16 protein-coding genes and 1 tRNA gene are annotated in these 13,693 nt (G+C 47.5%); 3 read left to right on the forward strand and 14 right to left on the reverse strand.

Annotation, left to right across the window (positions count from 1 at the left end):
- Positions 1 to 140 precede the first annotated feature (140 nt).
- A tRNA-Trp gene (locus K0H61_RS04085) sits at positions 141 to 217 on the forward strand.
- Between the two features lie 244 nt (positions 218 to 461).
- Here K0H61_RS04085 and dpsA read toward each other — a convergent pair.
- Positions 462 to 929 carry a DNA starvation/stationary phase protection protein DpsA gene (gene dpsA / locus K0H61_RS04090; RefSeq protein WP_220051492.1) on the reverse strand — a complete coding sequence of 156 codons (468 nt, stop codon included), beginning with the start codon at positions 927 to 929 and terminating at the stop codon, positions 462 to 464.
- Between the two features lie 224 nt (positions 930 to 1,153).
- Here dpsA and K0H61_RS04095 point away from each other — a divergent pair, with 224 nt between their 5' ends.
- Entirely contained in the window at positions 1,154 to 1,537 is a 384-nt protein-coding gene (locus tag K0H61_RS04095) for a DNA polymerase III subunit psi (RefSeq protein ID WP_220051493.1), read from the forward strand.
- 133 nt (positions 1,538 to 1,670) lie between these two features.
- Positions 1,671 to 2,087 (forward strand): ribosomal protein S18-alanine N-acetyltransferase, encoded by a 417-nt coding sequence (rimI, locus tag K0H61_RS04100; protein WP_220052459.1) that lies wholly within the window; start codon positions 1,671 to 1,673, stop codon positions 2,085 to 2,087.
- A gap of 88 nt (positions 2,088 to 2,175) precedes the next feature.
- Here the strand turns inward: rimI and lipA are convergent, their stop codons facing one another.
- The 13 genes from lipA to K0H61_RS04165 form a co-directional block, all read right to left on the reverse strand.
- Positions 2,176 to 3,141 (reverse strand): lipoyl synthase, encoded by a 966-nt coding sequence (gene lipA, locus K0H61_RS04105; protein WP_220051494.1) that lies wholly within the window; start codon positions 3,139 to 3,141, stop codon positions 2,176 to 2,178.
- Complete coding sequence (gene lipB / locus K0H61_RS04110; protein WP_220051495.1) at positions 3,138 to 3,791, reverse strand: lipoyl(octanoyl) transferase LipB; 654 nt, start codon at positions 3,789 to 3,791, stop codon at positions 3,138 to 3,140. The genes lipA and lipB overlap by 4 nt, the downstream gene beginning before the upstream one ends.
- 93 nt (positions 3,792 to 3,884) lie before the next feature.
- The gene (gene ybeD / locus K0H61_RS04115; RefSeq protein WP_220051496.1) at positions 3,885 to 4,151 is read right to left on the reverse strand and encodes a DUF493 family protein YbeD; all 267 of its coding nucleotides are present in this window, start codon (positions 4,149 to 4,151) and stop codon (positions 3,885 to 3,887) included.
- 172 nt (positions 4,152 to 4,323) lie between these two features.
- Complete coding sequence (locus tag K0H61_RS04120; protein ID WP_220051497.1) at positions 4,324 to 5,499, reverse strand: serine hydrolase; 1,176 nt, start codon at positions 5,497 to 5,499, stop codon at positions 4,324 to 4,326.
- Positions 5,500 to 5,658: 159 nt separating this feature from the next.
- A complete protein-coding gene (locus tag K0H61_RS04125; protein ID WP_220051498.1) occupies positions 5,659 to 6,519 on the reverse strand; it encodes a septal ring lytic transglycosylase RlpA family protein in 861 nt (286 codons plus the stop codon).
- Entirely contained in the window at positions 6,503 to 7,561 is a 1,059-nt protein-coding gene (gene mltB / locus K0H61_RS04130) for a lytic murein transglycosylase B (RefSeq protein WP_220051499.1), read from the reverse strand. Before mltB ends, K0H61_RS04125 begins: the two co-directional genes overlap by 17 nt.
- A gap of 15 nt (positions 7,562 to 7,576) precedes the next feature.
- Complete coding sequence (rodA, locus tag K0H61_RS04135) at positions 7,577 to 8,680, reverse strand: rod shape-determining protein RodA (RefSeq protein ID WP_220051500.1); 1,104 nt, start codon at positions 8,678 to 8,680, stop codon at positions 7,577 to 7,579.
- Positions 8,677 to 10,533: a penicillin-binding protein 2 gene (mrdA, locus tag K0H61_RS04140; RefSeq protein WP_220051501.1), complete on the reverse strand. Its 1,857-nt coding sequence runs from the start codon at positions 10,531 to 10,533 to the stop codon at positions 8,677 to 8,679. Before mrdA ends, rodA begins: the two co-directional genes overlap by 4 nt.
- 59 nt (positions 10,534 to 10,592) lie before the next feature.
- Positions 10,593 to 11,063, reverse strand: coding sequence for a 23S rRNA (pseudouridine(1915)-N(3))-methyltransferase RlmH (gene rlmH, locus K0H61_RS04145; protein ID WP_220051502.1), 471 nt, complete (start codon positions 11,061 to 11,063; stop codon positions 10,593 to 10,595).
- Positions 11,063 to 11,392: a ribosome silencing factor gene (gene rsfS, locus K0H61_RS04150; protein WP_037430791.1), complete on the reverse strand. Its 330-nt coding sequence runs from the start codon at positions 11,390 to 11,392 to the stop codon at positions 11,063 to 11,065. Before rsfS ends, rlmH begins: the two co-directional genes overlap by 1 nt.
- A 107-nt stretch (positions 11,393 to 11,499) precedes the next feature.
- Positions 11,500 to 12,141: a nicotinate-nucleotide adenylyltransferase gene (gene nadD, locus K0H61_RS04155; protein ID WP_220051503.1), complete on the reverse strand. Its 642-nt coding sequence runs from the start codon at positions 12,139 to 12,141 to the stop codon at positions 11,500 to 11,502.
- Positions 12,142 to 12,150: 9 nt separating this feature from the next.
- Positions 12,151 to 13,185, reverse strand: a complete 1,035-nt coding sequence (gene holA, locus K0H61_RS04160) for a DNA polymerase III subunit delta (RefSeq protein WP_220051504.1) — start codon at positions 13,183 to 13,185, stop codon at positions 12,151 to 12,153.
- Complete coding sequence (locus tag K0H61_RS04165; protein ID WP_220051505.1) at positions 13,185 to 13,679, reverse strand: LPS-assembly lipoprotein LptE; 495 nt, start codon at positions 13,677 to 13,679, stop codon at positions 13,185 to 13,187. The genes holA and K0H61_RS04165 overlap by 1 nt, the downstream gene beginning before the upstream one ends.
- Positions 13,680 to 13,693: the final 14 nt, after the last annotated feature.

Raw genomic sequence — 13,693 nt, forward strand, 5'->3', positions numbered from 1 at the left:
TAATGCGGTTTTTTTCTACGTTATGCTAATTAAATCAACACCACATCCCTGTCTTGGTTGAAAAAGACTCACTCGATGCGTTTTGCCATAAAAAGTCCTTTACCTTTGGAAGTGCTTTTAGCATAATGCCCCACGTCGACAGGGGTGTAGTTCCAATTGGTAGAACAGCGGTCTCCAAAACCGATGGTTGCGGGTTCGAGTCCTGCCACCCCTGCCACTAAATTCAGAATGCCTAGCAGAAATGCTAGGCATTCGTCCTTTCTACGATTTCATTTTTCTGTCTTATTTTCTCCCAATCCTAGGCACTTAAATCCTGTTAAAAATCGCCAAATAACATTCTTTAAAAATGATTCCCTAAATAACACCCTAAATAAAAAAGGCCCTGCGCGTGACTGCAGGGCCTTTTGACTTGGGATGATGATGAATTTTTACAAACTTTGTATTGTTGCCTAAGCGGCAACTTATTCGCTGAGCAAGCTGCGTAACATCCAGGCATTCTTTTCGTGGGTCTGAATGCGCTGGGTGAGTAAGTCTGCTGTGGCTTCGTCGCTCGCTTGGCTGACCAGCGGATAGAGCGCTCGGGCATTACGAATAACGATTTCCTGATCGGCGAGCAGTTCACGGATCATGATCTCTGCTTTGGTGACGCCTTGATCTTCTTGGATCTCAGTCAATCTGGCATAGGCTGAATAGGAACCTAACGCCCTGGCCCCTAATGCTCTAACGCGCTCGGCGATCAAATCTACCGCGAGGGCGAGTTCACTGTATTGTTGCTCAAACAATAAGTGTAAGCTTGTGAACATAGGGCCAGTCACATTCCAGTGGAAGCTATGGGTTTTCAGATACAGGCTGTAGCTGTCGGCCAATAACTGATTTAACCCTGCGGCGATATCTTCGCGGTGCACGTGATTAATGCCGATGTTAATCATGGAGTTTTCCTTCTATTGTCCTTCTGAATAACGACAGATTACCTGAACTAAAATTTTATAAAAGCGGTTAAAATAGATTCTAATAGTCGAAAATTTAGATTAAAAATGAGTTGAACTTAACCCAGCTCAGATAGGCCGATTTATCTGCTTTGGCGTAACATCTTGAGTCATTAACTGGTATCCTTAAGCCTATCAAAAGACGCAATAACACTATTTGCTAAGCCATGAATAAATCAGCCTATTTAGCCGCAATGGACATTACCACCTGGAGGGTACGTGACACTAAAGTGCGCGCCTATCAAGTGGTGCTCGATGAAGATGAATTAGCGCGATTGGAGCAAGAACGCAGTGGCAATAATGCGGGTGTTATGCAAACTCTAATCGCTGCGGTTTTGCGTCAAATAGATATTAACGTCGATGACTGCGAGTTTACCGCCGCGCCCCGATCGGCGAGACCCATAGTGTGGGATCTTCGCCGCGTTAAGGTTCGCCCCCGCAGTGCATGGCTGGTATCCGAGCCACTCGCTAATTTACTGACGAGCAGTGGGGCTAAGCGGGATTTATGGGGGCAGATTTGCCAATGGCTTGAGCAGCAAGCTTCGGCTTAAGCAACTCTTTATTTTCATGACCCAATCCATTTTTACACTGCATTAAGTTGGATTTCCTGTGATTAATCAATATCCCAAATTTCTGAATGATGGACTGCAACTCGTTAAGCTCGATGAGCGCGATCTCAGTCCCATGCTTGCCATCGAGAACAAGGCCCATTCACACCCGATGACTGAGGGCAACCTTGTCGACTGTTTTGGCCATTTGTACCGAGTTTTTGGGCTTAAGCAGCATGATGGGCAGTTACTCGGCTTTGCAATTATTCAGCAGATTGTCGATGAGGTGACTTTGCTCGATATCTGTGTTGACCCTGAGTTGCAGGGTAAGGGTTATGGAAGGTTGTTACTCGATGAAGTTATCGCCTCAGCCCATTCTTATTCCGCTGTGGTGGTGATGTTAGAAGTACGCGAATCAAACCTAAGTGCGCGTGGGCTTTATCAAAAGCAGGGCTTTGTGGAAACTGGGCGTCGTAAGGACTACTACTCGACTCAAGACGGCAAGGAAGATGCCATTTTAATGGATTTAGCGCTCGTCAATCCTGCCCGCTAAACCCCTACAAAAGAGACATAAAAAACAGCGCCTTGGCGCTGTTTTTTGTTGAGTCATTAAAGTGAAGTACTTTTCTGAAACCGAAGTGTTATTTCACTTCTTTACCCTGTGCCTGAAGGTCGGCATGGTAGCTTGAGCGCACTAATGGGCCGCAAGCTGCGTGGGTAAAACCTAATTCATCGGCAAGCGCCTTAAGCTCATCAAATTCCGCTGGTGGCACATAACGCTCAACCGGTAAGTGGAACTTAGACGGCTGCAGGTATTGGCCTAATGTCAGCATCTCAACCTTGTGCTCACGTAGGTCGCGCAGTACTTGGGCGATCTCTTCGTTAGTTTCACCAAGACCCATCATTAGGCCCGATTTAGTTGGCACATTTGGATGGCGCTCTTTAAAACGCTTGAGCAGATCTAAAGACCACTGATAGTTCGCACCTGGACGCGCTTTACGATAGTGCATTGGCGCTGTCTCTAGGTTGTGGTTGAAGACATCAGGCGGCTCAGTCGATAGGATATCGAGTGCGGCGTCGATACGACCACGGAAATCCGGCACTAAGATCTCGATCTTAATTTCAGGATTCAGCTTACGGATCTCACGGATACAGTCGGCGAAGTGCTGAGCACCGCCATCTCGCAGATCGTCACGGTCTACCGACGTAATTACCACGTATTTGAGCTTCATATCGCGGATGGTTTGTGCCAGTTTGACCGGCTCTTCCGCGTCAGGCTTCAATGGACGGCCATGGGCAACGTCGCAGAATGGGCAGCGGCGGGTACAAATGGCACCCAAAATCATAAAGGTCGCAGTGCCGTGGTTGAAGCATTCTGCCAAGTTAGGGCAGGAGGCTTCTTCACAGACTGAGTGTAGACCGTTCGAGCGTAGGGCTTGCTTGATCTCTAAAATACGTTGATTAGATGCAGGTAGTTTGACCCTTAACCAATCGGGTTTACGTAACATGGTTTCGCGCTCAGAGGGCACGATTTTGACCGGAATACGCGATACCTTGTCGGCATCTCTTAACTTCACTCCGGGTTGTAAACGTTCAGGCCTATTCATGACGCTGCTAATCCTTGATGATGAACTAGATGTTGGTAGCCCAATAATTGGCTAAAGGTAATGATCAGTTGCTCGCCTGCTTCGACCACGGTTTGTGGGCCGCCAAGCTCCTTGCATTGTACCATTTCAAGGCCCGCATAACCGCAGGGGTTGATGCGACGAAACGGTGCTAAGTCCATATCGACATTGAGTGCCAGACCATGGAATGAGCAGCCTTTACGGATCCTAAGTCCTAAAGAGGCAATTTTGCGCTCATCCACATAAACACCCGGCGCATCAGCTTTAGCGTAGGCATGGATGTCATATTGAGTCAGCATATCAACAATGCTTTGCTCGATATGACTCACCAGTTGGCGGACGCCTACCTTGCTGCGTTTAATATCAATCAGGGGATAAGCCACTAACTGGCCAGGGCCGTGATAGGTCACTTGGCCACCGCGATCCACTTGAATAACAGGAATATCCCCAGGATTCAAAATATGTTCGCTTTTACCGGCTTGGCCTTGGGTAAATACGGGTGGGTGTTCAACGATCCACAGTTCATCTGGGCTGTTACTGTCACGAGTATCAGTGTAATGCTGCATGGCATGCCAAACTGATTCGTAATCCTGTTGTCCCAAATGTCGAATATGCAAAGTCGTGTCTTGCAAGGGCAACCTCTCCCCTAGAATTGAGTGGCGCTATTATACGCCTCTTAACCATAAATGTAAGACAGATCACATTTCATGGCCTAGAGGTTCGCATTAGAGTACGCGGCGTACGCCTTCGATTTTGGCAAGCTCAGTGTACAGTGTCTCTACATGGTCTTTACTGGTCACTGTCACACGGATAGTCACTGAGTAGTAGCTGCCTTTACTCGATGCTTTTACTGTTGGGGAATAATCACCTGGCGCATGGCGCTGAACCACAGCAACTACTCGGTCGGTTAGGGCTTCATGGGCATCGCCAACCACTTTAAAGGGAAATGCGCAGGGGAACTCCATGAGTTCATCAAATTTCGTGTTTAACATAGTTGTGTTCTAAAACCATTCGATTGAATCAATATGGTGACGATTATACCCGATTCAAGGGGGATTCCCAAACCAGTGGTGGTTAACAGAAATGAATGTCGCTTAAGGGGGCTTAAAACAATAAAGCCACCCGAAGGTGGCTTTAAAGGTTGAGCTAACTTAGGGACAAATCTTAGCTAAACCAAGAGGCAAACATTTGCTTGAAGTAATCAACCAGTTTGCTGAACCAGCTGCCTTCGTTGACTTCCTGCAGGGTTACCAGCGGGTATTGAGCAATGTCTTTACCATCTAATTGGAAGAATAGACGGCCTACCGTTTCACCTTTCGCTAATGGCGCATCTAGCGGTTTGGTTAATTCAAAATTAGCTTGTAAATCCTTAGCACGGCCGCGGCTGATGGTGATTGGTGTGTCAGTTGCCACACCTAAATCCACAGTTGGCTTGTCACCGTACCAAATTTGTTGGGTTACGAAGCTATCACCAGCCTTGTATGGGGTGACTGTTTCGAAAAAGCGGAAACCGTAGGTCAGAAGCTTTTTACTTTCTGCTTTACGGGCTGCTTCACTCTGAGTCCCCATTACCACAGAGATCAAACGCATGCCGTCCTTGGTGGCAGATGCCACTAAGTTATAGCCAGCGCCTGAAGTGTGGCCGGTTTTAATACCGTCTACATTCATGCTGTTATCCCACAATAAACCGTTACGGTTGTACTGTTTGATACCGTTAAAAGTATAGAATTTCTCACTGTAAATTCGATATTCTTCAGGCACATCACGGATGAGTGCTGCGCCAAGAAGTGCCATATCGTAGGCAGTTGTTTTATGATTTTCTGAATCTAAACCATGGGAGTTTTCGAAGTAGCTGTCACGCATGCCTAGCTGTTTTGACCATGAGTTCATCATGTCAACGAACGCGCCTTCGGTACCGGCGATGTGTTCAGCCATCGCAACACAGGCATCGTTACCCGATTGGATGATAATACCGCGGTTTAAGTCAGCCACTTTGACTGTCTTACCCACTTCGATAAACATTTTTGAAGAGTCTGCAAAGTTTTTGCCCCAAGCGTTTTGACTAATGGTGACATCATCATCGGGCGATACGTTACCAGCTTTGATTTCTTGACCTATCACATAGCTGGTCATCATCTTAGTTAAGCTGGCAGGGTTTAAACTTTCGTAGGCATTTTCTTCAGCGATAATCTGCCCTGAATAATAATCCATCAAGACGTATGCCTTGGCGGCAACAGTAGGAGCCTCAGGAGTGGCGATTGGCTGCGCGGCATAAACAGGAAGAGAAACACTTGAAATTAGCAGCAATGTTTTAATGGGACTTTTTACAAAATTCATCATTAACTTGGCACGTCTTTTGGTTTGTATTGAAAGAAAATAGGCAAAAATAGCATTGCGATTATACCACCCTTCGACAAAGGTTTTCAGTGAAGGTTCCTTCATCTGCGGCATTATTCAGCTATTATTCAACTAAATCGGTATCTTAGGCAATGGTGCTTATTATTCTAAAACCATATAGCCTTCGGGATAGCCGTCTTGCTTAACTTTATTCAGCAATCTATCGGCAAGCTCGGTTTGGCCAATTGGTCCGAGTTGTAGTCTAAACATATTGTTTGTCGGTTGTACACGGGTCTTAACCTGATATTTCTTTTCCAGCTCCCTTGCCATCCTATTGAGCCTAAGTTGATCTTTTGAGGCGACAAGCTGGATGTAGTGATTACCCGCAGGCTGAATACTGGCTATCGCCGATTCACTCGGGGTGCGGCTACCGACATAAATCACTTCAAGCTTAATTCTTGCCGTGCCTGTGCCTAACATATCGAGTTTATAAGCCGCGGCATAGGAGAGGTCCAGAATTCTGTCCGAGTGGAAAGGCCCGCGATCATTAATACGAATGATGACCTGCTTATTGTTATCGAGGTTTGTTACCTTCGCATAACTGGGAAGCGGCAGTGTTTTATGGGCGCCAGACATGCCAAACATGTCGTAGGGCTCACCATTTGAGGTCTCGTAACCGTGGAATTTTTCGCCGTACCAAGAGGCTCGCCCCATTTCCACAAAGCCTTGGCCTGAATCTAACACATTATAAGATTCGCCATATACCGTATAGGGCTTATTGCCACGACGACTATAGGGTTCGTATTTTGGGGTGGCGTTCGGCACATGATCTACATTCGGGGGATTAAGGGGCATTTTGTCGTTTTTAAGCGCATATCGCCCCCTGTTGGGTTCCATGTTTTTGCCATTATTAGTACTGCCACCGCTGCCATTGTTTGTGGGCGCACGAGAGCTTGTACAGGCCGCTAATGCGAAACACAAACCTATGATAGCGACAAGTGACAGTTTATTTTTGATAGGCATGCTGTTGTTTTAATTGTTGGCTAAATTGATAAACGGCCATGGAATACAATGGGCTGCGATTATATCGTGTGATGACGTAGAAGTTATTTAGGCCAAGCCAATACTCCTTGCCGTCCGCTTGTTCAAGCTCAATCAATAACGCTTTTTGCGATGCGTTGATATCCAGAGAATTTTTTAACACTAAACTCGGTGAAAGTATATCGGCAATTTTATAGTTAAGTTGTTCTCCCGCCCACACTTTTGCCATCGGAGCATTAGGACTGCGATTCACAAGTGGCAAGGCAACAGGCGCATGTAATTGCCAACCGTGTTGGTGGAAGTAATTTGCCACGCTGCCAATGGCATCTTCTGGGCTTTTCAGTAAGTCGCGATTACCACTGCCGTCAAAGTCCACAGCATAGTGGCGGTAACTCGAAGGAATAAACTGACCATAACCCATGGCGCCGGCATAGGAGCCTTTTAGGCTATCGATATCTAAGTGTTCTTCGTTAACCAGTTTCATGAGTTCGCCAAATTCCTTGCGGAAAAAAGGCGCTCTTGGCTCGTAATAAAAGCCGAGGGTATACAGGGCATCAATAACTGGGTAAGTGCCGGTGAACTGGCCATAAAAGGTTTCGATACCGATAATGGCGACGATAATTTCGGGTTCGACTTGATACTGGGTAGCTGCTTTAGCAATCGTCGCTTCGTGTTGTTTCCAGAAAGCTAACCCTGCTTGTAGGCGTTTATCGGTTAAGAAAATGGGATAGTACACATGCCACGGTTTGGCTTCCCATGGGCGGGTTATCGCATCGATTACCTTTTGGTTGTAATTGGCTTTGGCCATAAACGCCTCGACTTCTTCTTGGGAGAAGCCCTGAGCCATCTGAGTTTGAATAAATTCTGTTTTTGCTGTCTCAAGGGGCGACGGTGCCGGATTCTGAGCGCTATCTTGGCTAGGCAGAGTGGTTTGAGTCGGTTCGTTTGCTGTTGAACAGGCGACTAGGTAAGTGCTGAGGCAAAGAAATCCCAAAGGAGCCAAATAAGCTCGAAAAAATGCCATTTAATATCCCTAAAATTATCTGTCTACAAAACGTCTATGGGTATGAATACTCATGAGAATGCCAAACCCTGTCATCAATGTCAGCATCGAGGTGCCGCCATAACTGACCAAAGGCAAGGGAACACCTACTACGGGCAGAATACCCGAAACCATGCCGATATTCACAAAAACATACACGAAGAAAGTCAATGTGATACTACCCGCAAGTAGTCGTGCAAAGCTGGTTTGTGCCCGAGAGGCGATAACCAGTCCGCGTCCGATAATATACAAGTACATGAGAAGCAGAATAATACTGCCAATTAAACCGAACTCCTCACCAATCACGGCGAAAATGAAGTCAGTGTGTCGTTCAGGAATAAATTCTAATTGGGATTGGGTGCCATCGAGCCAGCCCTTGCCCCATAATCCGCCTGAGCCAATGGCAATTTTCGATTGAATGATGTGGTAGCCTGCACCGAGCGGATCCTTTTCGGGATCCAGTAAGGTCATTACCCGAGTTCTTTGGTAGTCGTGCATCAAGAAATACCAAAGGATCGGTAAAAAAGCTAATACGGCGGCAATAAAACCACCGACGATTATCCAGCTCATGCCCGATAAAAAAAGCACGAAGATGCCCGACGCGGCAACCAAAATCGAGGTGCCTAAATCCGGTTGCTTGGCAATTAACAGCGTCGGGACTAACAAAATAACCGCCGCACCCGCAAGGTAACGTTTTTTAGGTGGCAGTGGGAATTTACTGATATACCAAGCCATGGTGATCGGGAAGGCGAGCTTAATCAACTCCGAGGGTTGGAATTCCATAAAACCCAGGTTTAACCAACGCTGGGCCCCTTTATTGATTTCACCGAAAAAGTGCACAGCAAGCAGTAACACAATTCCCGCAAGATAAATCGGCAGCGCCCAGCGTTTGAGCACTTCAGGGTTAATCTGCGCCATGGCAAACATAATGCCAAGGGAGAGGAAAATCCGCAGCAGTTGACGCTCCATCATGCCAAAGTCTTCACCACTGGCGGAGTAAATGACGAATAGCCCAAAGCCCATTACTGCGAATAGGCCAAGTAACAAGGGCAGGTCGATATGCATTCGCTGCCAAATATTTTGACGTGGTTGGGCACTCATGGTGTTGTTTTCCAAGTGTCTCTAAGCATGTATTCATCGAGCATCGCGCGGGCTACTGGTCCTGCGTTTGCACCACCCCAGCCAGCGTTTTCCATTACGACCGCCAGTACGATTTTCGGATCCTCATAGGGCGCGTAGGCAACGACGAGGGCGTTATCGCGAAAATGCTCGGCAATTTTGCTGGCATCGTATTTAGTGTTTTCGGCAACCCCAATTACCTGCGCAGTACCTGTTTTCATTGCTGCAGTATAGGGCGCATCGCTGAAACGAGACTTATGGGCAGTTTGACGCATCGCCTCATTAATAATATTCCAGTTACGCGGGTTTTTAAGCTCAATTGGCGGTAACTCATTAATTGGCGAGTCAATCTTGGCTGTATTATCCTGCATGGATTTCAGCAGGTGCGGCGGATAGCGCTTGCCTTTATTAGCAAGAATCGCTGTGGCATTGGCGAGCTGCAGCGGCGTTGCGGTCCAATAGCCTTGACCAATCCCGACAGAAATGGTGTCACCGATATACCAAGCTTGATTGTATTTGAGGCGCTTCCAGTCTTTTGAGGGCATATTGCCGGCAGATTCTTCCAGAATATCAACCCCCGTATTTTGGCCGAAACCAAATTGCTCCATAAAGCGAGCGATGGAGTCGACGCCCATCTTGTAGGCTAATTCGTAAAAGTAAATATCACAGGATTCAATGATTGCGCTGTAAACGTTTACCCAGCCGTGCCCCCAACGTTTCCAGTCACGGTATTTACGTTCAACCCCAGGGATTTGCCAAAAGCCTGGGTCCCAAACACGGGTGTGCTCATTTACGACTTTTTCATCTAAGCCTAGTAGCGCCATAATGGGTTTAACCGTCGACGCGGGAGCATACTGCCCTTGGGTAGCGCGGTTAATGAGAGGACGGGATTTGTCGTTGAGTAAGTTGCTGTAATCTTTGCTGTTAATTCCCTGAACAAACTGGTTAGGGTCATAACTTGGGCTCGACACTAAGGCTAAGATACCGCCATCGCGGGGATCGATTGCCACAATGGAACCTTTATGGCCCTTCAGTAGCTCAACGGCTTTTTGTTGTAATTGGAGATCTAGGGTTAAGTAAATATCCTGCCCCGGCTCTGGTGGCACAATTTTTAAAGTGCGAATGGCTCGGCCACGGTTGTTGACCTCCTCTTCTAGGTGACCAGGTGAACCGTGAAGAAGTGATTCGTAATACTTTTCAATACCTTGCTTGCCTATGTCCTTCGTTGCTGCGTAATTTTTCCATTGATCGTTACGCTCCAACTGGGCACGGTCGCGGGTGTTGATTTTACCTACGTAACCCAGCACGTGTGTGAGTTGGTAATCGAAGGGATAGTTACGCTTTAGACCCGCCTCAACAGACACACCAGCAAAACGGTGTTGGTTAACGCTAAAAATCGCAACCTGCTCTTCAGTTAGCTGATTTTTTAAAGTTAAGGGCTTGAATCGACGGTGGAATTTCAAAGCGTCGGTAAAGCTTTCCCGCTCGTCTGGGCTGATTTCAATAATTTTGCCAAGTTCGTCCAAAGTTTCGGACATGTTGGCAATCTTTTCTGGGATCAGATCGAGGGAATAAAAGGGTTGGTTTTCGGCCAACAACACGCCATTGCGGTCGTAAATAAGACCACGACTTGGCGCAATGGGGACAACGCGAATTCGGTTATCGTTAGAGCGGGTTTCATAATCCTTATAGGATTCAACCTGTAGGTGATACAGGTTGGTCACCAACACGCTTAACAGGGCGAAAACACAAAAAAAAGTGAATAGCGCACGGCGCTTAAACAGTGACGCCTCGGCGGCGTGGTCATGCATTGTTATCCGCTTTTTTGGCGACACTTAAACTATCTCCAGCTGTTTCCGGGCAGGTGGTTGAGTCTCGAACACATCAAGAGCCACTATTCTCTGTGATAAGGGTGATTGTTGTTGACGCTCCACGCGCGGTATAAGCTTTCTGCCACCACAATCCGTACTAACGGATGGGGGAGGGTTAATGCCGATAGGCACCAACTTTGTTGGGCGGCTTCTTTACAGGCGGGGGCTAAGCCTTCAGGGCCTCCAACCAGCAAACTTACGTCACGGCCATCGAGTTGCCATTTGTTCATGGCTGTGGCAAGTTCAGGCGTTGTCCAGTTTTTGCCGGGCAGATCTAAGGTAACTATGTGGTTGCCCTTAGGAATGGCCGCCAGCATTTGCTCGCCTTCTTTTTGCAGGATACGAACGATATCGGCATTTTTTCCACGCTTACCCGCGGGGATCTCGATAAGTTCGAGTGCCATGTCTCGGGGAAAGCGGCGTTGGTATTCTTCAAAGCCGCAGGTCACCCAATCGGGCATCCGTGTCCCTACTGCGATTAGCTGTAACTTCATTAGGCTTGCTTTTCTGACCAGAGCTTTTCAAGCTGGTAGAAATCACGGGTTTGATCTTGCATTACGTGCAGGATCACGTTGCCCATATCAACAAGAACCCATTCGCTGCTGTCGCGGCCTTCGATACCGATAGGTGGAATACCAGCGGCTTTGGCTTCAAGCACGAGGTTTTCGGCGATAGCTTTCACGTGGGTTTTAGACGTACCAGAACAAATCACCATGTAATCGGTGATGTTTGATTGGTTGCTGACGTCGATAACCACTACGTCACGGGCTTTTAAATCGTCGATCTTGTCGACTACAAACTGCTTTAATTCGGCGCTCTGCACGCTGATGTACCTCATTTATTTTAAATAGCGCGCTAGTATATCAGTCTTAGGCCGTGGAATACATTGGCTTAGGGGCTGAGATTGCCAAATCTGGCACAAAAAATCGTCTAAGAAAAATAAAGTCGTTGTTTTTGAATATATTCTAAGGTGATGGGTAAAAGTGCTTCTTCTGGGAGGTCCCCAAGCGCTAGGCGGCGGCGAATATCGGTAGACGAGATATCCTGCGGATTGACATCGACTGTGTATATTCGGCCATGACTAGGTTCTTGATTTGCTAACGATTGGTTTTGCATTGCAGGGGCTAAACGCTCGCTCAACACTTGCTGCATCGGATGCTCGGCTGGTAATAGCCAACCAGGCCTGCAACACACAACAATATTGGCTAATTCAAACAGTTGTTGCCATTGATACCAAGTGTTTAGCTGGATAAAGGAGTCCATCCCCATGATAAAAAAAAGCTCATCATTGGGATATAGGGTCTGTAATTCCTTCAGGGTCACAACGGTATACGAGGGGGTGTCGCGTTTCGCTTCGATATCGCAAAGCTCAAAGCCCTCAATTTGTGAGCATACCTGCGCTACCATTTCGAGGCGCTGCGCCGTGCTGGTGTTTACTTGCTTGTGCGGCGCAATATGGTTGGGCATTAACAGCAACTTATCAAGTTTAAGTGCGGTTTTTACCTCTAAACCGGGGCGAATATGGCCGTAGTGAATGGGGTCAAAGGTGCCCCCTAAAATCCCAATTCGCATAGGCTCTGCTTAATACTCCAGATTGATATGGGCTAAATGGCGGTGTGCTTTAGGGTCAAACAGCAGACATAGATGGCTCAATCCGGTCCAATCCTCATGGCCTTGTTGCTTAAGATTAAGCTCAAGCTTGGAGGCAAAACTCAGCATATATTCAACTTGAGGCAGTGTTAAGCGCTGCAATGCGGCTTGGTACAGTGGTTTACGTTTATCCCAAATGCGGTGTTTGCCCCAGAGGCTATTAAGCTGTGCGCCCTTGGCCTGTTCACTCATCAGCGTTAACAGTAATTGCAGCTCTTTAAACAGCGCCCAGAGCACAATCGGCATCGCCGTGCCTTCACCATTGAGCTGAGCGAGCATATGTTGCGCGCTGGTTTGCTTATTGGTGAGCAGCGCATCGGTCAATTGGAAGACGCTAAAACGGGATTGATCTTCAAAGTAATGACTTAGCTCATCGCCACTGATAGGGCTTGTAGGGCTTAACAGCTGCAATAACTGCATCGCCTGATCGGCGGCAAGTAGGTTACCCTCGTACAGGGAATAGAGCATGGCTCTGGCATCGCTGTGCAGATTTAACTTGAAGTAGCGAATGCGCGAGTCGAGCCAACGCATAAATTGCTCGCCCTCAGGCGTCGTGCAGGGGATATACATCCCAAGATTATCTAAGGTCTTAAACCATTTACTGTTGGTTTGCTCGCTCGCAAGCTTTGGCCCTTCGATAATCAGCAACACATCGGGATTAGGCGTTTGTAGCAAGGATTGCAGCACGGCCGAACCATCGGCACCGGGTTTGGCGTTAGGCAGATTGAGTTCAATCAAGCGGCGGCTCGAGAACAGGCTCATGGATTGCCACTCTTGGGTGAGGTCGTTCCAGTTAAAGCCGGTTTCTTGGACTAATTGAACGCGCTCATCGAAGCCTTGGCGTTTGGCGAATTGGCGAATGTGATCCTTAGTGGTTTCGAGCAACCAAGGATCATCACCAAAAATCAGATAGCAAGGGAGGAGTTGCTTAAGGTTGTCATTGAGTCTGTCAGGGTAGACTCTCATTAATTAACCTCAGTGCTCGCCATGGTTTGCAGAATGCGATCTGCGGCTTGAATGCGCATTTCTTTGACAAGTAGCTCCATCTCGCGGCTCTTTGCAAGCGCGGTACGGGGGTCGTCTAAGTAATCGCGGCGGATTTCAATCTTAAAGGGTTGTGACTCTTTACCTGGCAGTGCCACGGCAAATTCAACGAAATAGATAAGCTCGTACTCGGCCACGTTACCCGTTGGATAAAGCGACAGGGTAGAACGCTCGAGCGAGTCGTTGATGAGCCTTAACACCGGAATATCTTGGGCGGCATCGACAATCTTAACGTTATTCAAACGTAAGCGCTCACGCACTAAACGGGCAAGTTCGCTATATTCATCCACGCTGCTTAGACTCAACTGATTGAGCTCGGCAGGGATTTGATAGCTACGTTGGAGCTTAAAACCGCAACCTGCGCTGGTCATGAATACCAGCGCTAAGATTACGAAAGCTATGCGTTTGATTAGCATAAGTTTCGCACTTT

Source organism: Shewanella acanthi, from assembly GCF_019457475.1.
Lineage (GTDB): Bacteria > Pseudomonadota > Gammaproteobacteria > Enterobacterales > Shewanellaceae > Shewanella > Shewanella acanthi.

Bases quoted from the DNA above. Each gene is read 5' to 3' on its own strand.
- dpsA (WP_220051492.1), bottom strand. From the start codon at position 929: ATGATTAACATCGGCATTAATCACGTGCACCGCGAAGATATCGCCGCA.
- K0H61_RS04095 (WP_220051493.1), top strand. From the start codon at position 1,154: ATGAATAAATCAGCCTATTTAGCCGCAATGGACATTACCACCTGGAGG.
- rimI (WP_220052459.1), top strand. From the start codon at position 1,671: ATGCTTGCCATCGAGAACAAGGCCCATTCACACCCGATGACTGAGGGC.
- lipA (WP_220051494.1), bottom strand. From the start codon at position 3,141: ATGAATAGGCCTGAACGTTTACAACCCGGAGTGAAGTTAAGAGATGCC.
- ybeD (WP_220051496.1), bottom strand. From the start codon at position 4,151: ATGTTAAACACGAAATTTGATGAACTCATGGAGTTCCCCTGCGCATTT.
- K0H61_RS04120 (WP_220051497.1), bottom strand. From the start codon at position 5,499: ATGATGAATTTTGTAAAAAGTCCCATTAAAACATTGCTGCTAATTTCA.
- K0H61_RS04125 (WP_220051498.1), bottom strand. From the start codon at position 6,519: ATGCCTATCAAAAATAAACTGTCACTTGTCGCTATCATAGGTTTGTGT.
- mltB (WP_220051499.1), bottom strand. From the start codon at position 7,561: ATGGCATTTTTTCGAGCTTATTTGGCTCCTTTGGGATTTCTTTGCCTC.
- rodA (WP_220051500.1), bottom strand. From the start codon at position 8,680: ATGAGTGCCCAACCACGTCAAAATATTTGGCAGCGAATGCATATCGAC.
- rlmH (WP_220051502.1), bottom strand. From the start codon at position 11,063: ATGAAGTTACAGCTAATCGCAGTAGGGACACGGATGCCCGATTGGGTG.
- nadD (WP_220051503.1), bottom strand. From the start codon at position 12,141: ATGCGAATTGGGATTTTAGGGGGCACCTTTGACCCCATTCACTACGGC.
- holA (WP_220051504.1), bottom strand. From the start codon at position 13,185: ATGAGAGTCTACCCTGACAGACTCAATGACAACCTTAAGCAACTCCTC.
- K0H61_RS04165 (WP_220051505.1), bottom strand. From the start codon at position 13,679: ATGCTAATCAAACGCATAGCTTTCGTAATCTTAGCGCTGGTATTCATG.